22 protein-coding genes are annotated in these 23,503 nt (G+C 68.7%); 19 read left to right on the forward strand and 3 right to left on the reverse strand.

The window, feature by feature from the left end:
- The first annotated feature begins 1 nt into the window (after nucleotide 1).
- The 19 genes from flgL to AB7F93_RS02530 all read left to right on the forward strand — a co-directional run bounded on the left by flgL (nucleotide 2) and on the right by AB7F93_RS02530 (nucleotide 21,391).
- On the forward strand, nucleotides 2-1,204 hold the full coding sequence (flgL, locus tag AB7F93_RS02440) for a flagellar hook-associated protein FlgL (RefSeq protein WP_428301291.1): 1,203 nt from the start codon (nucleotides 2-4) through the stop codon (nucleotides 1,202-1,204).
- 209 nt (nucleotides 1,205-1,413) lie between these two features.
- Nucleotides 1,414-4,062 (forward strand): DNA gyrase subunit A, encoded by a 2,649-nt coding sequence (gene gyrA, locus AB7F93_RS02445; RefSeq protein ID WP_428301292.1) that lies wholly within the window; start codon nucleotides 1,414-1,416, stop codon nucleotides 4,060-4,062.
- A gap of 43 nt (nucleotides 4,063-4,105) precedes the next feature.
- A complete protein-coding gene (serC, locus tag AB7F93_RS02450; RefSeq protein WP_428301293.1) occupies nucleotides 4,106-5,188 on the forward strand; it encodes a 3-phosphoserine/phosphohydroxythreonine transaminase in 1,083 nt (360 codons plus the stop codon).
- A gap of 183 nt (nucleotides 5,189-5,371) precedes the next feature.
- On the forward strand, nucleotides 5,372-6,538 hold the full coding sequence (locus tag AB7F93_RS02455; RefSeq protein WP_428301294.1) for a phosphoglycerate dehydrogenase: 1,167 nt from the start codon (nucleotides 5,372-5,374) through the stop codon (nucleotides 6,536-6,538).
- A 24-nt stretch (nucleotides 6,539-6,562) separates the two neighbouring features.
- On the forward strand, nucleotides 6,563-7,654 hold the full coding sequence (pheA, locus tag AB7F93_RS02460) for a prephenate dehydratase (protein ID WP_428301295.1): 1,092 nt from the start codon (nucleotides 6,563-6,565) through the stop codon (nucleotides 7,652-7,654).
- Nucleotides 7,651-8,754, forward strand: a complete 1,104-nt coding sequence (gene hisC / locus AB7F93_RS02465) for a histidinol-phosphate transaminase (protein WP_428301296.1) — start codon at nucleotides 7,651-7,653, stop codon at nucleotides 8,752-8,754. The genes pheA and hisC overlap by 4 nt, the downstream gene beginning before the upstream one ends.
- Nucleotides 8,754-9,605, forward strand: coding sequence for a prephenate dehydrogenase (locus AB7F93_RS02470; RefSeq protein WP_428301297.1), 852 nt, complete (start codon nucleotides 8,754-8,756; stop codon nucleotides 9,603-9,605). The genes hisC and AB7F93_RS02470 overlap by 1 nt, the downstream gene beginning before the upstream one ends.
- A 9-nt stretch (nucleotides 9,606-9,614) precedes the next feature.
- Nucleotides 9,615-10,916, forward strand: coding sequence for a 3-phosphoshikimate 1-carboxyvinyltransferase (gene aroA / locus AB7F93_RS02475; RefSeq protein ID WP_428301298.1), 1,302 nt, complete (start codon nucleotides 9,615-9,617; stop codon nucleotides 10,914-10,916).
- The gene (gene cmk / locus AB7F93_RS02480; protein ID WP_428301299.1) at nucleotides 10,913-11,608 is read left to right on the forward strand and encodes a (d)CMP kinase; all 696 of its coding nucleotides are present in this window, start codon (nucleotides 10,913-10,915) and stop codon (nucleotides 11,606-11,608) included. The genes aroA and cmk overlap by 4 nt, the downstream gene beginning before the upstream one ends.
- A gap of 112 nt (nucleotides 11,609-11,720) precedes the next feature.
- On the forward strand, nucleotides 11,721-13,397 hold the full coding sequence (gene rpsA / locus AB7F93_RS02485; protein ID WP_428301300.1) for a 30S ribosomal protein S1: 1,677 nt from the start codon (nucleotides 11,721-11,723) through the stop codon (nucleotides 13,395-13,397).
- Between the two features lie 109 nt (nucleotides 13,398-13,506).
- Nucleotides 13,507-13,800 (forward strand): lipopolysaccharide assembly protein LapA domain-containing protein, encoded by a 294-nt coding sequence (locus AB7F93_RS02490; RefSeq protein WP_428301301.1) that lies wholly within the window; start codon nucleotides 13,507-13,509, stop codon nucleotides 13,798-13,800.
- Nucleotides 13,801-13,812: 12 nt separating this feature from the next.
- Nucleotides 13,813-14,532, forward strand: coding sequence for an orotidine-5'-phosphate decarboxylase (gene pyrF, locus AB7F93_RS02495; RefSeq protein ID WP_428301302.1), 720 nt, complete (start codon nucleotides 13,813-13,815; stop codon nucleotides 14,530-14,532).
- A gap of 3 nt (nucleotides 14,533-14,535) precedes the next feature.
- Nucleotides 14,536-15,513, forward strand: a complete 978-nt coding sequence (rfaE1, locus tag AB7F93_RS02500; RefSeq protein ID WP_428301303.1) for a D-glycero-beta-D-manno-heptose-7-phosphate kinase — start codon at nucleotides 14,536-14,538, stop codon at nucleotides 15,511-15,513.
- Complete coding sequence (rfaD, locus tag AB7F93_RS02505) at nucleotides 15,504-16,496, forward strand: ADP-glyceromanno-heptose 6-epimerase (RefSeq protein ID WP_428301304.1); 993 nt, start codon at nucleotides 15,504-15,506, stop codon at nucleotides 16,494-16,496. Before rfaE1 ends, rfaD begins: the two co-directional genes overlap by 10 nt.
- Nucleotides 16,497-16,501: 5 nt before the next feature.
- The gene (locus AB7F93_RS02510) at nucleotides 16,502-17,857 is read left to right on the forward strand and encodes an MBL fold metallo-hydrolase (RefSeq protein WP_428301305.1); all 1,356 of its coding nucleotides are present in this window, start codon (nucleotides 16,502-16,504) and stop codon (nucleotides 17,855-17,857) included.
- A complete protein-coding gene (locus AB7F93_RS02515) occupies nucleotides 17,854-18,432 on the forward strand; it encodes a DUF2946 family protein (RefSeq protein WP_428301306.1) in 579 nt (192 codons plus the stop codon). Before AB7F93_RS02510 ends, AB7F93_RS02515 begins: the two co-directional genes overlap by 4 nt.
- A 3-nt stretch (nucleotides 18,433-18,435) precedes the next feature.
- Entirely contained in the window at nucleotides 18,436-19,680 is a 1,245-nt protein-coding gene (locus tag AB7F93_RS02520) for a lipoprotein-releasing ABC transporter permease subunit (RefSeq protein WP_428301307.1), read from the forward strand.
- Nucleotides 19,673-20,362, forward strand: coding sequence for an ABC transporter ATP-binding protein (locus AB7F93_RS02525; RefSeq protein ID WP_428301308.1), 690 nt, complete (start codon nucleotides 19,673-19,675; stop codon nucleotides 20,360-20,362). Before AB7F93_RS02520 ends, AB7F93_RS02525 begins: the two co-directional genes overlap by 8 nt.
- A gap of 459 nt (nucleotides 20,363-20,821) precedes the next feature.
- Entirely contained in the window at nucleotides 20,822-21,391 is a 570-nt protein-coding gene (locus AB7F93_RS02530) for an AbiJ-NTD4 domain-containing protein (RefSeq protein ID WP_428301309.1), read from the forward strand.
- A 493-nt stretch (nucleotides 21,392-21,884) separates the two neighbouring features.
- Here AB7F93_RS02530 and AB7F93_RS02535 read toward each other — a convergent pair whose 3' ends face one another.
- The 3 genes from AB7F93_RS02535 to AB7F93_RS02545 form a co-directional block, all read right to left on the reverse strand.
- The gene (locus tag AB7F93_RS02535; RefSeq protein ID WP_428301310.1) at nucleotides 21,885-22,202 is read right to left on the reverse strand and encodes an addiction module antidote protein; all 318 of its coding nucleotides are present in this window, start codon (nucleotides 22,200-22,202) and stop codon (nucleotides 21,885-21,887) included.
- Between the two features lie 5 nt (nucleotides 22,203-22,207).
- Nucleotides 22,208-22,504: a type II toxin-antitoxin system RelE/ParE family toxin gene (locus AB7F93_RS02540; RefSeq protein WP_428301311.1), complete on the reverse strand. Its 297-nt coding sequence runs from the start codon at nucleotides 22,502-22,504 to the stop codon at nucleotides 22,208-22,210.
- A 194-nt stretch (nucleotides 22,505-22,698) separates the two neighbouring features.
- On the reverse strand, nucleotides 22,699-23,496 hold the full coding sequence (locus tag AB7F93_RS02545) for an ABC transporter ATP-binding protein (RefSeq protein WP_428301312.1): 798 nt from the start codon (nucleotides 23,494-23,496) through the stop codon (nucleotides 22,699-22,701).
- Nucleotides 23,497-23,503 lie beyond the last annotated feature (7 nt).

Here is a 23,503-nt window from a genome sequence, read left to right on the forward strand (position 1 = left end):
GATGCGTCTGTCGACAGCCGATTTTTATGCCCGCAGTCTAGCCAGCATGCAGCGCCGCGAAAGCCTGATCGCGCAGGTGCAGCACCAGCTCGGCAATGGCCTCAAACTGGAAAATCCGGTCGACGACCCGGCCGGGGCAGCCAACGTGAGCCGCTTCAACGCCGCGCTCGCCGCCGGCGCCTCCTTTGACGCCACCATCAACCGGGCCAACGCCGCCATGGCTGCCGAGGAAGGCGCGCTGATCAGCGTGGGCGATGTGCTGCAGCGGGTGCGCGAGCTCACCCTGCAGGGCGTGTCCTCCACGCAGTCAGTGCACTCGCGCACCGGCATCGTCGCCGAAGTGCTGGCGCTGCGCGGTCAGCTGCTGGCGATTGCCAACAGCCGCGGCGCCGACGGGGAACACCTGTTCGCCGGCTACAGCGTGGACACGCCGCCGTTCACGCAAGCGGCGGGCACCGTCACCTACGTCGGCGACGCCGGGCAGCGGACGCTCGAAATCGGCCCCGGCAACCGTGTTGCCATCGCCGATGCTGGTTCGACGGTGTTCGCCGGCGCGCGCGCCGGCAACGGTGATTTCCTCACGACGGCCGGCGCAGCCAACGCCGGCACGCTGCTGGTCGGCAGCACGGCCTTGTCCGGCAGCCTGGTGCCGGACGACTACACCGTCACCTTTACCGTCGCCCCAAGCGGCGCCATGAGCTACGCCGTCACCGGCGTCACCAGCGGCCCTGTGGCGAGCGGCAGCTTCAACCCGGGCGCAAGCGTGGTCTTCAATGGCGTCACGCTGGCAACCGCCGGCGTGCCCGCCGATGGCGACACACTCAGCGTGCGCCCGGCCGGTCGCCAGGACGTGTTCAGCGTAATGACCGAGATCGCCAGCGCGCTGGCGCTGCCGGATGGCACACCACAGGCGGTTGCCGGCCAGGCCAACCGCCTGAACCGGGCGCTCGAAGCGCTCGACCAGCAGATGGCGCATGTGCAAACCGTGCGCGCAGACATCGGTTGGCGCATGAAGGCGGCCGAGGTGGCCGCCGACGCGAGCGCCGGCGCCACGCTACAAATCCAGAAGGCGCTGTCGGACGTGCAGGATCTCGACTACGCCGAGGCGTCCACGCGCCTTGCCAAGAACCTCACCGGTCTACAGGCGGTGCAGGAGACCTTCAGCCGCCTGTCGAACCTGTCGCTGTTCAACTACCTGCGCTGACCGCAAGCGCCCGCCCAGCGGGCCGCCGCCAGCCGGGGCGTACCCCGTCCCTGTGCTAGACTTCGCGGCGCGTTGCAGCGCCCTCCCCACGCCTGTGGCGCCGGGCTTTGCGGCCCGCGCCCACGTCCTGCGGACATCGTAATCACCGCCCGCAGTCACGGCGGCCCGCCCGCCGGACCCCCGTCCTTATTCCCGAGTTTGGCGACAGCATGACCGACTTCGCCCGCGAAGTTATTGCCGCGAACATCGAGGACGAGCTCAAGCGCTCCTACCTCGATTACTCCATGAGCGTGATCGTCGGGCGCGCGCTGCCGGACGTGAAGGACGGCCTGAAGCCGGTGCACCGGCGCGTGCTGTACGCCATGCACGAGTCCGGGCACCACTGGAACCGGGCGCACGTCAAATCCGCCCGCGTGGTCGGCGACGTGATGGGTAAGTACCACCCGCACGGCGACTCGGCCATCTACGACACGCTGGTGCGCATGGCGCAGCCGTTCTCGCTGCGCTACCCGCTGATCGACGGCCAGGGCAACTTCGGCTCGGTGGACGGCGACTCGCCGGCCGCCATGCGCTACACCGAATCGCGCCTGTCGCGCATCGCGAGCGAACTGCTGGCCGACATCGACATGGAAACGGTCGATTTCGTGCCGAACTACGACGGCAAGGAGCGCGAGCCGGCGGTGCTGCCGTCGCGCCTGCCAAATCTGCTGGTCAACGGCGCCACCGGCATCGCGGTCGGCATGGCCACCAACATCCCGCCGCACAACCTCACCGAGGTCGTGAACGCCTGCGTGGCGATGATCGACGACCCGGCCATCGATCTCGACGGCCTGATGGCGCACGTGCCGGGGCCGGACTTCCCGACCGCCGCCAGCATCAACGGCGCCGCCGGCATCCGCGAGGCCTACGCCACCGGCCGCGGCAAGATTTACCTGCGCGCCCGGGTCGAAATCGAGGAAGACAGGAAGACCGGCAAGGCGAGCCTGGTGATCGTCGAGCTGCCGTACCAGGTCAACAAGGCGCACCTGCTGGAGAAGGTCGCCGAGCTGGTCAAGGAAAAGCGCATCGAGGGCATCACCGAGATCCGCGACGAGTCCGACAAGGACGGCATGCGGGCGGTGATCGAGCTGCGCCGCGGCGAGGTGCCGGAGGTGGTGCTGAACCACCTGTACCAGCAGACGCAGCTGCAATCGGTGTTCGGCATCAACATGGTGGCGCTGGTGGACGGCCAGCCGCGCCAGCTCACGCTGCACGAGGTGCTGGACGCCTTCATCCGCCACCGCCGCGAGGTGGTGAGCCGGCGCAGCCTGTTCGCGCTGCGCAAGGCGCGCGAGCGGCTGCACATCCTGGAAGGCCTGGCGGTTGCGCTCGCCAACATCGAGCGCGTGATCGCGCTGATCCGCGGGTCGCAGACCACCGACGAGGCACGCGCCAAGCTGACGGCAGAAGGCTTTGCGCCGGGCTTCGTCGGCGAGATGCTGGCCCGCGCGCTCGGCGCGGACGCGCAGCGCCCGACCGAAACCGGCCGCGGCCTGATCGACGGCGCGTATTACCTGAGCGACCGGCAGGCGCAGGCCATCCTCGACATGCGCTTGCAGCGCCTGACGGGGCTCGAACGCGACAAGATCGTCGACGAGTACGGGGAACTGGTGGCGCAGATCATCGATCTGCTCGACATCCTCGGCAGCGAGACGCGCCTGCTGTCCGAGATCCGCCGCGAGCTGCTGGAAATCCGCGACCAGTACGGCGACAAGCGCCGCACCGAGATCATGGCGAACCGCCTCGACCTCACGTCCGAGGATCTGATCGCCGAGCAGGACGTGGTGGTCACCTTCTCGCACCAGGGCTACGTCAAGTCGCAGCCGGTCAGCGAGTACCGCGCCCAGCACCGCGGCGGCCGCGGCCGGTCGGCGGCGCGCGTCAAGGAAGAGGACTTCATCGAGCGGCTGTTCGTCGCCAGCAGCCACGACACGCTGCTGTGCTTCTCCAGCGCCGGCAAGGTGTACTGGCTGAAGGTCTACGAGCTGCCGATGGCCGGCTCCGGCAGCCGCGGGCGGCCAATCGTGAACCTGCTGCCGCTCGGCGAGGGCGAGAAGGTGAGCGCGGTGCTTGCGGTGCGCGAGTTCGCGGCCGACCGCTACGTGGTGTTTGCGACCCGCCGGGGTCTGATCAAGAAGACGGCGCTGGCTGATTACTCGCGCCCGCGCAGTGCCGGCATCATCGCGCTCGACATTCTGGACGGCGACGCGCTGGTCGACGTGGCGCTCACCGGCGGCCACGACCACGTGCTGCTGTTCACCGACGACGGCAAGGTGCTGCGCTTCGACGAGGGCGACGTGCGCGCCATGGGCCGCGACGCGCGCGGCGTGCGCGGCATGAACGTGCGGGGCGACCAGGCCGTGATCGGCATGGTGGTGGCGCAGGCCGGCGGCGACATCCTCACCGTCACCGCCAACGGCTACGGCAAGCGCACGCCGCTGGCCGACTACCCGCTGCGCGGACGTGGCGGCATGGGCGTGATTTCCATCCAGACCACGGCCCGCAACGGCCAGGTGGTGGGCGCCGTGCAGGTGGCGGCCGACGCCGAGGTGATGCTGGTCACCAACGCCGGCACCGCCATCCGCACCAAGGTCGCCAGCATCTCGCTGCTCGGGCGCAACACGCAGGGCGTGACGCTGATGGGCGTCGGCGAGGGCGAGCAACTGGCGGGTCTCGCCGTGGTGGCGCCGGAAGAAACGTCCGATGCCGATGACGAGGCGGTGGCGATCGATGGCGCCGATGCCGACGAATTGACCAGTGACCCGGATGCCGACGCGGCGCCGGACGACGCTGCGGGCGAAGACCCCACTCAGGATTGATGGCGGCGGTCGCCTGACCGGCGGCCTGGACATGGAGACGACGATGGCACGCGTATACAACTTCAGCGCCGGTCCGGCGGTGTTGCCGGAGCCGGTGCTCGTGCAGGTGCGGGACGAGCTGCTCGACTGGCACGGCAGCGGCATGTCGGTGATGGAGATGAGCCATCGCGGCAAGGAATTCATCGAGATTCAGGGCCAGGCGGAAGCGGATCTGCGCGCGCTGATGGGCATCCCGGCCAACTACAAGGTGCTGTTCCTGCAGGGCGGCGCGAGCCTGCAGTTCTCGATGGTGCCGCTGAACCTGCTGCCGGTGGGCGGCAAGGCCGACTACGTGCTGACCGGATCGTGGGCCAAGAAGGCGGCGTCGGAGGCCAAGCGCTACGGCACCGTCAACGTGGCGGCGACCAGCGCCGAGACCAACTTCAACCGCATCCCGACCCACGCGGAGCTGAAGCTCGACCCCGGCGCGGCCTACGTGCACATCACCGGCAACAACACCATCTTCGGCACCGAGTACCCCTACACGCCGGACACGGGCGCCGTGCCGCTGGTGAACGACGCGTCGAGCAACATCCTGTCGCGCCCGGTGGACGTGAGCCGCTACGGCCTCATCTACGCCGGCGCGCAGAAGAACATCGGCCCGGCGGGCCTCACGCTGGTGATCGTGCGGGACGACCTGATCGGCCGCTGCCGCGAGGGCGCGCCGACGATGCTCGACTACGCCATCCACGCCGAGAACGACTCCGCCTACAACACGCCGCCGACGTTTGCCATCTACGTGGCCGGCCTGGTGTTCAAGCACTTGCTGAACCTGGGTGGCCTGCCGGCGGTCGAGAAAGCCAACGTCGAGAAGGCCGACCTGCTGTACGGCCTGCTCGACCGCAGCGGTTTCTACAACTGCCCGACCGAGCCGGCCAGCCGCTCGCGCATGAACATTCCGTTCACGCTCGCCAACGCCGAGCTCGACACCGCGTTCCTCGCCGAAGCCAAGAAGGCAGGCCTCGTGCAACTCAAGGGCCACCGCAGCGTCGGCGGCATGCGCGCCAGCATCTACAACGCCATGCCGCTGGCCGGCGTCAAGGCGCTGGTCGACTTCATGGTCGACTTCGAGCGTCGGAACGGCTGATGAGGACCGGCCAGGGAAGCTCTGAATAATTCAGAGCTTCCCGTCCGGGGCAGGAGGCCCCGGCATGATGCGACGACGGAGTCATTGCATCATGGAGCGCAGCGCGGGCGTGTACCGCGCAGCAGCGAACTGCAAAATGCCAGAGATGGCGTTTTGCAGAAGTTTCCAAGAGACCCACCTGCCATGTACCGCATCCTGACCCTGAACAACATCTCGAAGGTCGGCCTGTCGCGCCTGCCGGCGGACCGCTACCAGACCGGCAAGGACCTGGCCGACCCGGACGCCATCCTGCTGCGCTCGGCGGACCTGCACAGCATGGCCGTGCCGGCCTCGCTGCAGGCCGTCGGCCGCGCCGGGGCGGGTGTCAACAACATCCCGGTGGCGGCGCTGTCGGCGCGCGGCATCCCGGTGTTCAACACGCCGGGCGCCAACGCCAATGCGGTCAAGGAGCTGGTGATTGCCGGCCTGCTGCTGGCGGCGCGCAACATCTGCCAGGCCTGGTCCTACACGCAGGCGTTGACCGGTGACCACGAAACCGTGGAGCACGCGGTCGAGGCCGGCAAGAAGCAGTTCGCCGGCTTCGAGCTGCCGGGCCGCACGCTGGGCGTGGTGGGCCTCGGCGCCATCGGCCGGCAGGTGGCGAACGCGGCACTCGCGCTCGGCATGAAGGTGATCGGCTTCGACCCCGGCATCACTGTCGAGGGCGCCTGGCAGCTGTCCGCGCAGGTGGAGCGTGCGACCAGCGTCGAGGCGGTGTTCAGCCGCGCCGACTTCATCACCTTCCACGTGCCGCTGAACGACCACACCCGCGGTCTGGCCAACGCCGACACGCTGCGCCTGGCGCGGCCGGGACTCACGGTGCTGAACTTCGCCCGCGCCGGCATCGTCGACACCGACGCCGTGGCCGCGGCGCTGGAGACCGGGCAGGTGCACTACTACGTGAGCGATTTCCCGAAGCCCGGCCTGATCGGCCACCCGCGCGTCATCGCCCTGCCGCACCTTGGCGCCTCGACCACGGAAGCGGAGGAAAACTGCGCCGTGATGGTGGCCGACCAGGTGCGCGACTACCTTGAGAACGGCAACATCACCAACGCGGTGAACTTCCCGTGGGTGGTGATGCCGCGCGCCGAGGAGGGCGTGCGCCTGGCGGTCGCCAACGCCAACGTGCCGAACATGGTGGGCCAGATCACCACCGCGCTGGCCGACGCGGGCCTGAACATCATCGACATGATCAACAAGTCCAAGGGCGAGCTCGCCTACACGCTGGTGGATGTCGACCGGCCGGTGCCGGCCGAGGTGCTGGGGAAGATTCGCGCCATCGCGGGCGTGCTGTCGGTGCGCTGCCCCTGACGGCAGGCCGGGCGGGGGGCAGGCATGAGCAAGGACGACCGCCTCGGCGAGATCCGCCGTCGCATCGACGCCATCGACGCTGACCTGCTGCGCCTGCTGTCCGAGCGGGCGCGCTGCGCCCAGCAGGTGGCGGAGGTCAAGCAGGCCGCCGGCGAGACGGCGTTTTACCGCCCCGAGCGCGAGGCGCAGGTGCTGCGCCGCGTGGCCGCCGACAACCCGGGGCCGCTGCCGGCGGACGCGGTGACGCACATCTTTCGCGAGATCATGTCGGCGTGTCTCGCGCTCGAACGGCCGCTCACGGTGGCCTACCTCGGCCCGCCCGGCACCTTCTCGCAGGACGCCACGCACAAGCAGTTCGGCCAGTCGGTTGCGAGCCTGCCGCAGGCCACCATCGAACAGGTGTTCCGCGAGGTGGACGCCGGCGCCGCCGACTACGGCGTGGTGCCGATCGAAAACTCGACCGAAGGCGCCGTCACGCACACGCTCGACATGTTCGCGACCTCGCCGCTCAAGGTCTGCGGCGAGGTGGAGCTCGCCGTGCATCAGCAGCTGCTGAGCCGCGCGGCGCAGCTTGGCGCGATCACGGTCGTCTACTCGCACGCCCAGTCGCTCGCGCAGTGCCGGCGCTGGCTCGCGGCGCACCTGCCGGGTGTGCGCACGGAAGCCGTCAGCAGCAATGCCGAGGCGGCGCGCCGCGCGGCCGGCGAGACGGGCGCGGCGGCGATTGCCGGCGAGTCGGCCGGGCGGCTGTACGAGCTGCCGCGTCTGGCTGCCAACATCGAGGACGAGCCCGGGAACACCACGCGGTTTCTGGTCATCGGCCAGCAGGACACCCAGCCGTCCGGGCGCGACAAGACCTCGCTGCTGCTGTCCACCGGCAACCGGCCGGGCGCGCTCGCCGCGCTGCTGGAACCGCTGCGCCGGCACGGCGTGTCGATGACGCGCATCGAATCGCGCCCGGCCCGCACCGGGCGCTGGCAGTACGTGTTTTTCGTGGACATCGAGGGCCACACGCAGGACGCGCCGGTGCAGCAGGTGCTGGCCGAGCTGCGCGAGGTGGCCACGCTGTGCAAGGTGCTGGGCGCCTACCCGCGCGCCAGCGGAGACGCCGCATGAGTTTTTCCATCCGCGATCTCGCCACGCCCGGCGTGCGCGCGCTACAGCCGTATCAGCCCGGCAAGCCGCTGACGGAGCTGGAGCGCGAGTACGGCATCACGGGTGCCATCAAGCTGGCTTCCAACGAAAACCCGCTGGGGCCGAGTCCGCTGGGGCTGGCCGCGGCGCGCGAAGCGCTGAACGAGGTCGAGCTGTACCCGGACAGCCACGGCTTCGCGCTCAAGCAGGCGCTGTCGGCGGCGCTCGCGGTCGGCGCCGATCAGCTGGTGCTCGGCAACGGCTCGAACGAGGTGCTGCAACTGGTGGCGCGGGCGTTCCTGAACCCCGGCGACGAGGTGGTGGTGGCCGAGTTCGCGTTCGCCATCTTCACCACCGAGGCGGTCAGCGCCGGCGGGCGGGTGGTGACGGTGCCGGCGCGGGACTGGGGCGCCGATCTGCCGGCCATGCGCGCGGCCGTCACCGAGCGCACGCGCGTCGTCTTCATCGCCAACCCCAACAACCCCACCGGTACCTGGCACCGCGCGGCCGAGTTGCTGGCGTTCCTGGAATCGCTGCCCGCGCACGTGGTGGTGGTGCTGGACGAGGCGTACTGCGAGTACGTGAGCGAGCCGGACTACCCGAATGGTCTCGCGTGGCTCAAGCGGTTTCCGAACCTGATCGTATCGCGCACGTTTTCCAAGATTTACGGCCTCGCCGGCCTGCGCCTGGGTTACGGCGTGGCGAGCGTCGAGATGGCGGACCTGCTGAACCGCCTGCGCGAGCCGTTCGCGGTCAACAACCTGGCGCTCGCCGCTGGCGTCGCCGCGCTGGCCGACCACGCGCACGTCGAGCGCGCCCGGCAGCTCAACGCGCAGGGTCTCACGCAGCTCGCCGACGCCTGCCGGCGGCTCGGGCTCGATTTCATCCCGTCGGTCGGCAACTTCATCGCCGTCGACGTTGGCCGCCCGGCCGGGCCCGTGTACGAGGCGCTGCTGCGCGCCGGCATCATCGTGCGCCCGCTCGCGCCTTATGGTATGCCGCGGCACCTTCGCATCACCATCGGCACGCCGGAGCAGATGCAGCGGCTGCTGACGGCGCTGCCGAACGCGCTCGCCGCCTGATGGCTGAGGTTGTCGTCATCGGGCTCGGGCTGATCGGCGGCTCGTTGGCGCGCGATCTGCGCCGCGTCGGCCATCGCGTCACCGCCTGCGGGCGCGATGCCGCGAAGCTGGCCCCGGCGATCGAACTCGGCATCGTCGATGCGGTGGCGGACGACTGGGCGCCGGCGCTCGCAATCGCCGACGTGGTGGTGCTGGGCGTGCCGGTCGGTTCGCTGCGCGAGCTGTACGCGCGCATCCGCCCGCACCTGCCGGCAACGGCGGTGGTCACGGATGTGGGCAGCACCAAGGCATCGGTGGTGCGCGACGTCGCCGCCGCCTGCGGCGGGCGCTTGCCGACGCAGTTCGTGCCGGGGCATCCGATTGCCGGCACCGAGCAGTCGGGCTTCGCCGCCAGCGTCGAAGGCCTGTTTGCCGGCCGCACGGTGGTGCTGACGCCGACCGCCGACACCGACCCCGCCGCTACGGCGCGCGTCGCGGCGCTGTGGCAGGAAGTCGGCGCGCGCGTGCTGGAACTGACGCCCGAGCGCCACGACGCGGCGCTGGCGCTCACCAGCCACCTGCCGCAGATGCTGGCCTACACATTGATGGAACAGTTCGCCGACGCCGGCGACGATGCGCTCGCGCAACTGATCGGCAGCGGCTTTCGCGGCATGACGCGCCTGGCCGGCAGCGACCCCGTGATGTGGCGCGACGTGGCGCTCGCCAATCGCGCGCAGCTCAGTCTTGCGTTGCGGCGCTATATGGAGCGCCTGGGCGAGCTCGCCGCGGCGGTCGACGCCGGCGACGGCAAGCGTCTTGAAAAGCTGTTTGGGGCCGCGCAGGCGGCGCACCGCCGGCTCCCCCCGGTCTGAGGTTCTGCTGTGGATTTTCATGTTTCGCCGGGCGGACGCATCGCCGGCACCTGCCGCGTTCCCGGCGACAAGTCGATCTCGCACCGCGCCGTGATGCTGGCGGCGCTGGCTGATGGCGAGAGCCGTTTCGAGGGCTTTCTCGCGGGTGCTGACACGCTGGCGACTGCGGCGGCCTTCCGCGCCATGGGGGTCGCCATCGACGGCCCGCGCGACGGCGTACTCACGGTGCGCGGCGTTGGCCTGCACGGCCTCAAGCCCCCCCCGGGTCCGCTCGACATGGGCAACGCCGGCACCGGCATGCGCCTGTTGGCGGGTCTGATGGCCGGTCAGCGGTTCGGTGTCACGCTGGTCGGCGACGAGTCCCTGTCGCGCCGGCCGATGCGCCGCGTGATCGGGCCGTTGCGGCAGATGGGCGCAGACATCAGCGCCGCCGAGGGCGACACCCCGCCGCTCGCGCTGAGCCCGGTCGAGTCGCTGCACGGCATCGACTACGCGCTGCCGATGGCGAGCGCGCAGGTCAAGTCCTGCCTGCTGCTGGCCGGCCTCTACGCTGCCGGTCGCACCTGCGTCACCGAGCCCGCGCCGACGCGCGATCACACCGAGCGCATGCTGAGCGCGTTTGGTCGTGCGGTTTCCCGCGACGGCGCGCGGGTGTGCGTCGAAGGCGGCGCGGCGCCGCTGAAAGCCGCCTCGTTCGCCATTCCGGGCGACATCTCGTCCGCCGCCTTCCCGCTGGTGGCGGCGCTGATCGCCGACGGCGGCGAGGCGCTGATCGAGAACGTCGGCATCAACCCGACGCGCACCGGCATCCTCGACATCCTGCGCGCCATGGGCGCCGACATTGCATTGCTCAATCCGCGCGAGGCGGGCGCGGAACCGGTGGCGGATCTCCGCGTGCGGGCGTCGGCACTGCGCGGCATCGCGGTGCCGCCGGAGCTGGTGCCGCTTGCCATCGACGAGTTCCCGGCCATTGCCGTGGCGGCGGCCTGCGCCACGGGCGAGACGCTCATCACCGGCGCCGAGGAGCTGCGCGTGAAGGAGAGCGACCGCATCGCGGCCATCGCGAACGGCCTTGCCGCGCTCGGCATCGCCGTAGGCGTGCTGCCGGACGGGCTGCGCATCCAGGGTGGCCAGTTCCGCGGCGGCGTAGTGGAAAGCCATGGCGATCACCGCATCGCGATGGCCTTCAGCCTCGCCGCGCTGCGCGCCGACGGGCCGGTGCAGATACGCGACTGCGTGAACGTCGGCACCTCGTTTCCGGGCTACGTCGATCTGATGCGCGGCCTGGGCCTCGGTATCCGCGCGTCGTGAGCGACGCGCCCGTTCTTGCTATCGACGGCCCGGGCGGCGCCGGCAAGGGCACGGTCAGCCTGCACCTGGCTCGGACGCTTGGCTGGCACTACCTCGACAGCGGCGCGCTGTATCGGCTGGTTGCGGTGGCAGCGGCGCGCGACGGCCTCGACCTCGACGATGGCGACGCGCTGGCGCGCGCAGTGGCGCAGCTGAAGATCGAATTCCGCCTCGCGGACGCGTTGCAGGTGTGGCTCGACGGCGCGGACGTGACCACCGCCATCCGCGAAGAACCCACCGCGCGCGCGGCCTCGCGCCTTGCCGTGCACGCACCGCTGCGCGCGGCGCTGCTGCCGCTGCAGCGCGATTTCGCCCGCCCGCCGGGGCTGGTGGCGGAGGGGCGCGACATGGGCACGGTGGTGTTTCCGGACGCGGCGCTGAAGATTTTCCTCACCGCCAGCGCCGAGCAGCGCGCGCAGCGGCGCTGGCGTCAGTTGAGCGAGGCCGGCGTCGATGCTAGTCTTGCGGCCATTTTGGATGATTTGCGGCGGCGTGACGCGCAGGATGCCTCGCGTGCCGCCGCCCCGCTCCGCCCGGCGGACGACGCTGTCCTCATCGACAGCAGCGGTCTCACGGTGGAGGAAGTATGTGCCCGCATCGTCGGGCAGCTTGAGGAGCGCGGTCTCGCGGTCGGTGACCGCCCGGTTCGTTGAGAATCCGGGCGCGCCGGCGTTTTCCGTTTCGTGGCCACCCGGCCGCCGCAAGACAGCGCAGTTACCCATCAAAGCGGTTCGCGGAGCCGCCACGCCGTAGTCCATAACCCTTATGTCCGAATCCTTTGCCGCCCTGCTCGAACAGAGCCTGTCGAACCGCAAGTTGCAGCCCGGTGCCGTGGTCCGCGCGACCGTGGTCGACATGGACAACAACTTCGTCACCGTCAACGCCAGCCTCAAGTCCGAGGCGCTGATCCCGATCCAGGAGTTCCGCAACGAACGCGGTGAACTCGAATGCGCCATCGGCGACATCGTCGAGGTGGCGCTGAAGGCGATCGAGGACGGCTACGGCGAGACCGTGCTGTCGCGCGAGGAAGCGCGCCTGAACAAGCAGTGGATCGTGCTCGAAGACGCCTTCGAGAAGGCCGAGGCGATCACCGGCGTCATCACCGACAAGGTCAAGGGTGGCTTCACGGTCATGGTCGGCGACGTGCGGGCGTTCCTGCCGGGCTCGCTGGTCGACATCCGCCCGGTGCGCGACGTGACGCACCTGGAAGGCCGCGAGATCGAGTTCAAGGTCATCAAGCTCGACCGCAAGCGCAACAACGTGGTCGTGTCGCGCCGCGCCGTGATGGAGGACAGCTACGTCGAGGAACGCCGCACGCTGATCGAGAGCCTGGAAGAAGGACAGATCCGCCACGGCGTGGTCAAGAACCTCACCGACTACGGCGCGTTTGTGGATCTCGGCGGCATCGACGGCCTGCTGCACGTGACCGACATGGCGTGGAAGCGCGTGCGTCACCCGAGCGAGGTGGTAAAGGTCGGCGACGAGCTCGACGTGAAGGTGCTGAAGTTCGACCGCGAGCGCGTGCGCGTATCGCTGGGCCTGAAGCAGCTGCAGGAAGACCCGTGGGTCAACATCGCGCGCCGCTATCCGGTCGGTACGCGCATGGTCGGCACCGTCACCAACGTGACCGACTACGGCTGCTTCGTCGAGATCGAGGACGGCGTCGAGGGCCTGGTCCACATGTCCGAGATGGACTGGACCAACCGCAACGTGCAGCCCTCGAAGGTGGTGCAGCCGGGCGACCAGACCGAGGTGATGATCCTCGACGTGGACAGCGAGCGTCGGCGCATCTCGCTCGGCATGAAGCAGTGCCGCATGAACCCGTGGGAAGAATTCGCTGCGCTGCACCGCAAGGGCGACAAGGTCAGCGGGCGCATCAAGTCGATTACCGATTTTGGCGTGTTCGTAGAGCTCGACGGCGGCATCGACGGCCTGGTGCACCTGACCGACATCTCCTGGGACAAGCCCGGCGAGGAAGCCATCCGCGACCTCAAGAAGGGCGACCTGGTGAACGCCGTGGTCATGCTGGTGGACCCGGAGCGCGAGCGCATCTCGCTCGGCATGAAGCAGGTCGAGGGCGACGCCTGGTCCGACTACGTGGAAGCCAACCCGCGCGGCACGCGTGTCATGGCCAAGGTGACGCAGGTCGAGCCGAAACTGGTGCAGTTGCAGCTGGCGGACGGCATCGAGGCCACCATGAAGGGCACCGACGCCTCGCAGGACAAGACCAAGGACGCCACCGAGGTGCTGAAGGTGGGCGACGAGGTCGAGGCGATGATCATCGCCATCGACAGCAAGACGCGCAGCATCCAGCTGTCGGTGCGCGCGCAGGAGCTGAAGGACGAGGCCGAGGTGGTGGAGGACTACCGGTCCACCAACACCACCGGCACCACCAGCCTCGGCGACCTGCTCAAGGAGCAGCTGGGCGACCGCGGCCGTTGAGCGCCCGTAGCACGGCCGGCCCTGGCGCCGGCCCGCTACCGCTCGGATGGCAGTGTCTTCAAACGGCGTGGCGATTGCCACGCCGTTTTTCGTTTGTGGAGGTGCATCGATGCGCAGGCTTCGATTGCTGATGCTTGTCCTGGTGGCGGTGGTGGCGGGGCTATTTGCCAGCGTCAACCCGCAGCCGGTGCGGGTCAATTTCCTCATCGGCAGTGGCGAGTTGCGGCTTGCCTACTTGCTGCTGGCAGTGGTTGCCATTGGCATGCTGATGGGCTGGCTCGCCAGCCTGCCGCGCCGCTGGCGCAGCGGGCGCGAACTGCGGCACCTGCGCGCGCGCCACCGGCGGCTTGAGGGCGAGCTTCAGGCGCTGGTGCAGGCGCCGGACTTGCCGTCGAATCACTGAGTGCCCGCCCGCATGACCGCCCGCCCCTTGTCCGTTCCGACCCGCCCCGTCGTCGTTGCCATCGACCGCCCGGACCTCGCCTCGGCGCAGGCGCTGGCGATGCGTCTTGACCCCGCGCTGTGCCGCCTCAAGGTCGGCATGGAGCTGTTCACCGCGGCCGGGCCGGCGGCGGTGGAGGCGTTCCAGAAGCAGGGCTTCGAGGTGTTTCTCGACCTCAAGTTCCACGACATTCCGAACACCGTGGCCGGTGCCTGCCGCAGCGCGGCGGCGCTTGGCGTGTGGATGATCAACGTGCACGCCGGCGGTGGCCCGCGCATGCTGGCGGCGGCGGCCGATGCCGTCGCGTCGGCCAGCCGACCGCCGATTCTGGTCGGCGTGACCGTACTGACCAGCATGGATGCGGCGGAACTCGCCGCCGTCGGCGTGGCGGCCGATCCGGCGACGCAGGTGCTGCGCCTGGCGACGGCCTGCGCCGATGCTGGCCTCGACGGCGTGGTCTGTTCGCCGCTCGAAATCGGCCCGCTGCGCACGGCGCTCGGGCGCGAGTTCGTGCTGGTCACGCCGGGCATCCGCAGCCCCGGCGACGCGCCCGATGACCAGCGGCGCACGCTCGCGCCGGCCGCGGCGCTCGATGCCGGTGCCGATTACCTCGTCATCGGCCGGCCGATCACCGCCGCAGCCGATCCCCTCGCGACGCTGCAGGGCATCGTGACCAGCCTCAAGGGCGGCTGAACCGTGTTACGCGCACTCCTGCCGGAGCATCTGCCGCGCCTCGCCGGCCAGCGCGTGCTGGTGGTGGGCGACGCCATGCTGGACCGCTACTGGTTCGGCGCCGTCGAGCGCATCTCGCCCGAGGCGCCGGTGCCGGTGGTGGCGGTCGGCGGCAGCGAGGAGCGTCTGGGTGGCGCGGCCAACGTGGCGCGCAACGTGGTGGCGCTGGGCGGCCAGGCGCGCCTGCTGGCCGTCACCGGCGTGGATGAGGCCGCCGCGCGTATCGACGCGCTGCTCGCGGAAACGCATATCGACGCTCAACTGCTGCGCGACCCGGCGCTGCCGACCACGCTCAAGCTGCGCGTGCTCTCGCGCAGCCAGCAGTTGATCAGGCTGGATTTCGAGGCGCGCCCCGCGGCGGCGGCGCTGGCGCAGATCGAAGCGGCGTTTGCCGATGCTCTGGACTGGGCGCAGGTGGTGGTGCTGTCGGATTACGGCAAGGGCACGCTCGGCGCCGCCTCGACCCTGATCGAACGGGCGCGCGCCGCGGCGCGGCCAGTGATCGTCGACCCCAAGGGGCACGATTACGAGCGCTATCGGGGCGCTACTCTGCTCACGCCCAATCGCGGCGAGTTCGCCACCGTGGCCGGCCCCTGGGCGCGCGAGGACGAACTGCACGCCAAGGCGGCCGACTGGCTGGCGCGCCTGCGCGTGGAGCGCCTGCTGGTGACGCGCAGCGAGCAGGGCATGACGCTGTTTCGCGCCGGCGCGCCGGCCCTGCACGACCCGGCGCGGGCGCGCGAGGTGTTCGACGTGTCGGGCGCCGGCGACACCGTGGTCGCGGCGCTGGCGCTGGCGTTTGCGGCGGAACTGGACGACGCGGCGGCGGTGCATCTGGCAAATCTCGCCGCCGGCATCGTCGTCGGCAAGCTCGGCACGGCGACGGCGAGCGTGCAGGAAGTGGCGGCCGAACTGGCCAAGGAGGACTCGGCGTGTATGTAGTGACCGGCGGCGCCGGCTTCGTCGGCAGCAATCTGGTGCGGGCGCTGAACGCGCGCGGCGTGACCGACATCCTGGTGGTGGACAACCTCGAAACGAACTCCGCCAAGTTCCGCAACCTCACCGGCTGCACCATCGCCGACTATCAGGACAAGCGTGAGTTCCTGCGGCGGCTGGAGTCCGGCAGCCTGCCGCGCGTGACCGCCGTGCTGCACCAGGGCGCCTGCTCCGACACCATGGAGCTCGACGGCCGCTACATGATGGACAACAACTACGCCTACTCGAAGGCGGTGCTGGAGCACTGCCAGGCGGTGCGCGCGCCGCTGCTGTACGCGTCCTCGGCGGCGGTGTACGGGGCGAGCGAGGTGTTCGCCGAGCAGCCGGTTAACGAAAGACCTCTGAACGTCTACGGTTATTCCAAGCTGCTGTTCGACGAGTACCTGCGCCGCCGGCTGGGGAGTCTGACGGCGCCGGTGACGGGCTTTCGCTACTTCAACGTCTACGGCCCCGGCGAGGCGCACAAGGGCCGCATGGCCTCGGTGGCGCGGCAGTTCTTTCTGCAGTATCGCGAGCACGGCCGCGTGCAGTTGTTCTGCGGCAGCGGCGGCTATGCGGATGGCGAGCAGCGGCGGGACTTCGTGGCGGTGGACGACATCGCGCGCGTGGTGCTGCATTTCCTCGATAACCCGGCAAGCGGCGTGTTCAACCTCGGCAGCGGCGAGGCGGCGAGCTTCAACCGCGTGGCGCAGGCGGTGATCAACACTTGCCGCGCCGCGGCGGGTGAGCCGGCGCTCGATCTGCCCGCGCTGGTCGGCGCAGGGGCGCTGCGTTACGTCGACTTCCCGCCGGGGCTCGCCGAGCGCTACCAGAGCTACACGCAGGCGGATCTGACTGCGCTTCGCGGTGCCGGCTACGCGGGCGAGTTCACGGCAGTGGAGCGGGGCGTCGCGGACTACGTGCAGCGCCTGTTGGCCGGGCAGGACTGAGCGGCGTGCACCTCAGCTTTCTTGGCGCCGCCGGCACCGTCACCGGCTCGAAATATCTGCTGGAGGTGGGCGAGCGGCGCCTGCTGATCGACTGCGGTCTGTTCCAGGGCTACAAGCAGCTGCGCCTGCAGAACTGGGCACCGCTGCCGGTGAAGCCGGGCACGCTCGACGCCGTGCTGCTCACCCACGCGCACATCGACCACAGCGGCTACCTGCCGCTGCTGGTGAAAAACGGCTACGGCGGGCGCGTGTGGTGCACGCCGGGCACGGCGGCGCTGTGCGACATCCTGCTGCCGGACAGCGGGCATTTGCAGGAGCAGGACGCCGAGTACGCCAACCGCAAGGGCTACTCCAAGCACCGCCCAGCCCTGCCGCTGTACGACAAGCAGGACGCCATCGACGCGCTGCCGGCGCTGGAGCGCGCCGGCTTTGGCGAGTGGTTCGAGCCCTGCGCCGGCGTGCGGGCACGCTTTCAACCGGCCGGGCACATCCTGGGCGCGGCGAGCGTGGAAATCGAGGCCGGCGGCCGGCGGCTGCTGTTCAGCGGCGATCTTGGCCGTTACGACGACCCGATCATGGTCGACCCCGCGCCGCCGCCGCCGGTGGATTACCTGATCGTCGAGTCCACCTACGGCGACCGCCTGCACCCGGACAGCGACCCCGGGCAGGAACTCGGCGACGTCATCACGCGCACCGCGGCGCGCGGCGGCATGGTGCTGATCCCGTCCTTTGCCGTCGGGCGGGCGCAGGAGCTGCTGTTCTATATCCACCGCCTCAAACAGCAGGGCGGCATCCCGGACCTGCCGGTGTTTCTCGACAGCCCGATGGCGATCGACGCCAGCGAGATCCTGTGCCGCTACACGCGCGAGCATCGCCTGACGGCGGCCCAGGCGCGCGCCGTGTGCGCCACCGCCACCTACGTGCACGAGCGCGAGGACTCGATCGCGCTGAACGCCCGCGCGCAACCGATGGTCATCATCTCCGCGAGCGGCATGCTCACCGGCGGGCGGGTGCTGCATCACCTCAAGGCCCGCGCCGGCAACCCGCACAACACCATCCTGCTGGCCGGCTACCAGGCCGGCGGCACGCGCGGCGCGGCGCTGCAGGCGGGTGCGCGCGAGGTGAAAGTCCACGGTCGCTACATCGCGGTGAAGGCCGAAGTCGCGAGCATCGGCAGCCTGTCCGCGCACGCCGACTGGCAGGACGTGCTGCGCTGGCTGGATGGCCTGCCGGCGCCGCGGCAGGTGTTCGTCACCCACGGCGAGCAGACCGCTGCCGACGCGCTGCGGCTGCGCCTGCAGGAGCGTTTCAATTGGCAGGCGACCGTGCCGCTGCACGGCCAGCGCGTGCGCCTGCGGTGACCGACGGCCTGACGCCCGCGTGGTCCGCCGGCCAGCCCATCGCCGGCTGGCTGCGCCTGACCGCGCGCGGCGCGTGGCTGATCCGCGACGCGGCGGTCGAGCACCCGGCGCTGCGCGCGCACCTGAACCGCCATTACTTTCGTGACGCGGCCGGCCGCTACTGCGTGCAAAACGGCCAGCAGGTGGTCTACGTGCGGCTCGACTACGCGCCCTACGCGCTGCACGCCGCGCCCGATGGCGCGCTCGAAGCCCACACCGGCGAGCCGGCCGGCGCGGTGCAGGCGGCGTGTCTCGACGAAGCCGGCGCGCTCACGCTGCTGACGGCGCTCGGCGCCGGGCGGGTGGACGAGGCGAGCCTTGGCTACTTCGCCGACCGGGTGTGCGATGCCGACGGCCGGCCGGCCGACGAGGCGACGCTCGCCGCCTTCATGGACGGCACGGCCCAGCCGGCGCTGTTCCTCGACCTGCCCGGCGGCCGCGTGCCGATCGAGCGCTGCCTCGCTGCCGATTTGCCTTCGCGCTGCGGTTTCGTGCGCGATCCAGACCGACAATACGCCGCCCCCGACCCCGGCTGAGCCATGTTCAAGCCTTACGAAATCTTCATCGGCCTGCGCTACACGCGCGCCAAGCGCCGCAACCACTTCATCTCCTTCATCAGCCTGGTGTCGATGGCCGGCATCGCGCTGGGCGTGATGGCGCTGATCACCGTGATTTCGGTGATGAACGGCTTCGAGCAGGAGCTGCGCTCGCGCATCCTCGGCATGGTGGCGCACGTCACGGTCAGCGGCGACGGCGGCGCCCTGCGCCGCTGGCAGGACGTGCAGAAGCTGGTGTCGGGCGAGGGCGAGGTGCTGGCGAGCGCGCCCTACGTGGAAACCGAGGCCATGATCTCGTTTGCCGGCAACGCCAGCGGCGTGCTGCTGCGCGGCATCGACCCGGCCCAGGAGCCGACGGTCGCCGAACTCACGCTGAACACCACCGGCACCACGCTGGCGGCGCTCACGCCCGGCGAGTTCGGCATCATCCTCGGGCGCGATCTTGGCAACGCGCTCGGCGCCAAGCCCGGCGACAAGGTGACGGTGCTGATCCCGGAGGCCAGCGCCACGCCGGCCGGCGTGCTGCCGCGCATGAAGCGCTTCACCGTGCTCGGCTACTTCTCGGCCGGCATGTTCGAGTACGACAGCGCGCTCGCGCTGATCGCCCTGCCGGACGCGCAGCGCCTGGTGCGCCTGGGTGACGCCGTCAGCGGCGTGCGCCTGCGCCTGACGGATCTCATGCGCGCGCCGACCGTGGCGGCGCGGCTCGCCGAGCGCATGCCGTACTTCGCCGTCAGCGACTGGACGCGCCAGCACGTCAATTTCTTTCGCGCCGTGCGCACCGAAAAGACGGTGATGTTCATCATCCTGTCGCTCATCGTGGGCGTGGCGGCGTTCAACATCATCTCCACGCTGGTGATGATGGTGGCCGACAAGCGCGCCGACATCGCCATCCTGCGCACCATGGGCGCCACGCCCGGCAGCGTGATGGGCGTGTTCGTGGTGCAGGGCGCCGTCATCGGCGTGGTCGGCACACTGCTGGGCCTCGTCGGCGGCGTGGCGCTGGCGCTCAACATCGCCACGCTGGTGCCGTGGCTGGAACGCACCCTGCACGTCAGCCTGTGGCCGACCGACGTGTATTACATCTCCAGCCTGCCGTCGCGGCTGGACGCCGCGGACGTGGCCAACATCACCGGGCTCGCGCTCGTGCTGTCGCTGCTGGCCACGCTGTACCCGGCCTGGCGCGCCGCCCGCACCGATCCTGCCGAGGCGCTGCGCTATGAGTAACCCGACCGCCGTGCTGCAGGCCCGCGGCCTTGGCAAGACCTACGCCGACGCCGGCGGCGCACTCACCGTGCTGCACGGCGTGGACCTGCGCGTGGCGGCCGGCGAGAGCGTCGCCATCATGGGCACGTCCGGCGCCGGCAAGAGCACCCTGCTGCACCTGCTGGGTGGCCTCGATGCCGCGAGCGAGGGCGAGGTGTGGATCGACGGCCAGAGCCTGACCGGCCTTGGCGAGCGCGAGCGCTCGCGCCTGCGCAACCGCTCGCTCGGCTTCGTTTACCAGTTCCACCACCTGCTCGACGAGTTCACCGCGCGCGAGAACATCGCCATGCCGCTGCTGATCGGCGGCATGGCGCCGAGTGAGGCCGGAAAGGCGGCCGATGCCATGCTGGCGCGCCTCGGTCTCGCTGCACGCGGCCACCACAAACCAGGCCAGCTATCCGGCGGCGAACGCCAACGCGTCGCCATCGGCCGCGCGCTCGTCACCCAACCGCGCTGCATCCTAGCCGACGAGCCGACCGGCAACCTCGACCCGCACACCGCCGAACAGGTATTTCAGCAACTGGTGGAAGTCTGCCGCGAGCGCGCCGGCGGGCTGGTGGTGGTCACCCACAACCCGGACCTCGCCCGTCTGCTTGATCGGCGGCTGGTGCTGGCGGATGGGGCGTTGACTGCGGGCGGGTAAGCCCCATGGCGGCAGCGCCCACAACGACGCCGACCGCTCATTTGCAAATCTGGAAACTGGGCGCTCCGCGCGGCGGTGGCCTGTTTCTGGGTGAGAAAGAGACATGCCAGCGGCGCCCGGGCCGGCAAGGTGGCCCGCGCGCCTAACGGAGAGTGGCGTACCGCACGGCAATCCGCCTCACTCGGGCATCCCGCGCGCTGCCGACGCGACGCTCGCTGCACGTATTGTGTCTCCTCGCGGATGCTGTAATGCTTGACACGAGTTAGGTCACCACCCTGATCGACAAGCTTGTGGCCTCGCGGCACAGGGGTGTTCTGTAGCAGCGTGTGTCCCCTATGAATTTCAATAAGCATCCAAGGTGAAGAGGTTATGAGCATTTCCCGGGTGATATACACCTGTGCCGCGACGGGATATAAACCTGTCAAGGTGTCTATTTCACGTTAGCCACTAAGGCATCCCATGACCTTTTCTGAACGATACGGATATAAGGCGATTCGAAATGCAATTCAACTCGAATCGATGGATGAACCGCTAAGAAATGGCCTTTGGAGCATCTTAGACATAATGGCTTTTCAAGGCGTTGAGAACGCCAGTCACCAGTATGCGTTAGTCATCGATCGGAATAAACCAATAAAGACGCTCTGTCAGAGATTGTGGCTGCTTCACTTCAAAGAACCTATTGACACGCTTAATGACAATTGGCGGTACATCAGCAACAAACTTCGGACGTACTACTTTTCGTGTCCGTGGAATGAGGTGTATGACTTTATCGAGTTCGTTCACGACCATTGTGAGATACGCGGATTCCCAGAAAGTTTCGCTGAATCATGCAACAGCGTGCTTCAACGAGAAATGTCTGCTTATCGGTTCGTATCCGGTAAAATTACTAGAATCACGGAGGAAGAACAAATCGCGGAAATTGAAAAAGCCGCCTACTCGGATAAAGAGGGAGTTAGGTCACACATTCGGCGGTCGCTCGATTTATTGTCATCCAGAACAAATCCCGACTATAGAAACTCAATTAAATAATCAATCTCCTCTGTCGAAAGTGCTGTTTCATCGGCTCTTGGAGATGAGCGCGGTACGCTTGGGCAACTGCTCAAAAAACTTGATGACATTCATCCGGCGCTTAAGGCCGCGTTCAGCAATCTGTACGGGTACACCTCGGATGAAGGGGGCATACGTCATGCGCTTCTTGAGGCAGACTCCGTGACCTATGATGAAGCCATGTTCTTTTTAGTGTCGTGCTCAGCCTTTGTAAACTATGTTCAGAGCAAAATTGAGGGTGCGGCTAACTCATCCATCAGCGAGCCGTAGGGTGGGCAAAGGCCGTTAGGCCGTGCCCACGCAGCTTTATCGGCACGCGCCAGCTCGCGGGCGGTGATTCACTTTTTTCCGCGTGGGCACGCTGCGCTTTGCCCACCCTACAGCACGCATGGGACGATGCAGCACATGCCTCCTTCCATGTCTTTCCAAGCCTGCGTAATGCACTTAACGCGGAAGGCGGATCACAGTCCGCACGCTATGGGGTTGGCGCGCTATCAGGTGAACCGGCCTCGGCATGCAGTTTCAAACCAAGCGCACCAATCACCTTGAGGATCGTGTCAAAGCCAGGGCTACGTTCCCCGGAAAGCGCCTTGTAGAGGCTTTCCCGGGAAAGCCCGGCATCTCGGGCAACCTGCGCCATGCCTTTGGCGCGGGCGATGTCGCCGAGCGCCTTTGCGATAAAGGCGGCATCGCCATCCGCTTCTTCCAGGCAAGCTTCGAGATAGGCAGCCATTTCTTCCGGGGTGCGGAGGTGTTCTGCAACATCGTAGCGAGTGGTAGCGGTCTTGGCCATGGTGGTTACTCCGAAAGGTTTCGCGCGAGACGCAGGGCTGCCTTGATGTCCTTGGCCTGACTGCTCTTGTCACCGCCGGCCAGAAGAATGATCAGCCCACGCCCGTGCTGCTTGAAATACACCCGGTAACCGGGACCGTAGTTGATTCGCAACTCGGAGACACCTTCGCCAACAGGCTCACTGTCGCCAGGATTTCCACTCGCCAGACGCTCGATTCTGGTTTGGACTCGCGCCCGTGCCTGGATGTCGCGCAAGGCATCGAGCCATTGGGCGAAAACGTCGGTTTTCCGGACTTCGATCACGAAGCGACCGTAGCCGCACGGCTACAAGTTGTCAATCATAAGGCGAGGCAGGCGCGGCTGCAGCGTGTAAAGAGTCCGCCCGACCGGCGTCGGCACGCCCGCGCGGAACGCAACCCAACACGCATCGCGACCCCGCCCTCGCCCGGACCGCACCGGGCGGGGCCGGATGGGCTGGAACCCTCGCGGCTGTGCGCTTACGCCGCCTTGGCCGGGTGCGCGCTGTGCAGAAAGCGCAGCAGCTCGGCGCGGCAGTGTATGAAGGCCGGGTCTTCCGCCAGTGCCAGGCGGTCGCGCGGGCGCGGCAGCGGCACGTGGATGATTTCGCCGACGTGGGCGTGCGGGCCGTTGGTGAGCATGACGACCTTGTCCGACAGCAGCACGGCTTCGTCCACGTCATGGGTGACGATGATGACGGTCATGCCGAGCGCGGTCTGGATTTCCAGCAGCGAGTCCTGGAGTGACGCGCGGGTGAGCGCGTCGAGTGCGCCGAAGGGCTCGTCCATCAGCAGCACCTTCGGCTGCATGGCGAGCGCCCGGGCGATGCCGACGCGCTGGCGCATGCCGCCCGAGATTTCGCCGGGCTTGCGGTCGGCGGCGTGCGCCATGTGGACCTCGTCGAGGTGCTCCATGGTCCAGTCGTGGCGCTCGGCGCGGGTCTTGGTCTTGCCGAACACGCGGTCCACCGCCAGGCGCACGTTGTCGTAGGCGGAGAGCCACGGCAGCAGCGCGTGGGTCTGGAACACCATGGCGCGGTCCGGGCCGGGCTCGGTCACCTCGCGGCCCTCCAGCGTGACGCCGCCGCGGCTGGCGCGGTTGAGGCCGGCGATCACGTTCAGCAGCGTGGACTTGCCGCAGCCGGAGTGGCCGATCAGCGCCACCACCTCGCCGCGCGCCACGTCGAAGCTCGCGCCCTCCAGCACGGTGAGCGGGCCCTTGGGCGTATCGAAAGTGACGTCCACTTTCTCGACGGTAAGGAATTTCGATTCGTTCATTGGAATG

The sequence above is a fragment of the Immundisolibacter sp. genome, assembly GCF_050250495.1.
Taxonomy (GTDB): domain Bacteria; phylum Pseudomonadota; class Gammaproteobacteria; order Immundisolibacterales; family Immundisolibacteraceae; genus Immundisolibacter.

What these genes read in the sequence shown, in the direction of transcription:
- AB7F93_RS02525 (WP_428301308.1), top strand. Translation starts at nt 19,673, where the DNA reads ATGAGTAACCCGACCGCCGTGCTGCAGGCCCGCGGCCTTGGCAAGACC.
- rpsA (WP_428301300.1), top strand. Translation starts at nt 11,721, where the DNA reads ATGTCCGAATCCTTTGCCGCCCTGCTCGAACAGAGCCTGTCGAACCGC.
- AB7F93_RS02545 (WP_428301312.1), bottom strand. Translation starts at nt 23,496, where the DNA reads ATGAACGAATCGAAATTCCTTACCGTCGAGAAAGTGGACGTCACTTTC.
- AB7F93_RS02535 (WP_428301310.1), bottom strand. Translation starts at nt 22,202, where the DNA reads ATGGCCAAGACCGCTACCACTCGCTACGATGTTGCAGAACACCTCCGC.
- AB7F93_RS02520 (WP_428301307.1), top strand. Translation starts at nt 18,436, where the DNA reads ATGTTCAAGCCTTACGAAATCTTCATCGGCCTGCGCTACACGCGCGCC.
- pheA (WP_428301295.1), top strand. Translation starts at nt 6,563, where the DNA reads ATGAGCAAGGACGACCGCCTCGGCGAGATCCGCCGTCGCATCGACGCC.
- AB7F93_RS02530 (WP_428301309.1), top strand. Translation starts at nt 20,822, where the DNA reads ATGACCTTTTCTGAACGATACGGATATAAGGCGATTCGAAATGCAATT.
- AB7F93_RS02455 (WP_428301294.1), top strand. Translation starts at nt 5,372, where the DNA reads ATGTACCGCATCCTGACCCTGAACAACATCTCGAAGGTCGGCCTGTCG.
- gyrA (WP_428301292.1), top strand. Translation starts at nt 1,414, where the DNA reads ATGACCGACTTCGCCCGCGAAGTTATTGCCGCGAACATCGAGGACGAG.
- flgL (WP_428301291.1), top strand. Translation starts at nt 2, where the DNA reads ATGCGTCTGTCGACAGCCGATTTTTATGCCCGCAGTCTAGCCAGCATG.
- AB7F93_RS02470 (WP_428301297.1), top strand. Translation starts at nt 8,754, where the DNA reads ATGGCTGAGGTTGTCGTCATCGGGCTCGGGCTGATCGGCGGCTCGTTG.
- serC (WP_428301293.1), top strand. Translation starts at nt 4,106, where the DNA reads ATGGCACGCGTATACAACTTCAGCGCCGGTCCGGCGGTGTTGCCGGAG.
- AB7F93_RS02490 (WP_428301301.1), top strand. Translation starts at nt 13,507, where the DNA reads ATGCGCAGGCTTCGATTGCTGATGCTTGTCCTGGTGGCGGTGGTGGCG.
- pyrF (WP_428301302.1), top strand. Translation starts at nt 13,813, where the DNA reads ATGACCGCCCGCCCCTTGTCCGTTCCGACCCGCCCCGTCGTCGTTGCC.
- hisC (WP_428301296.1), top strand. Translation starts at nt 7,651, where the DNA reads ATGAGTTTTTCCATCCGCGATCTCGCCACGCCCGGCGTGCGCGCGCTA.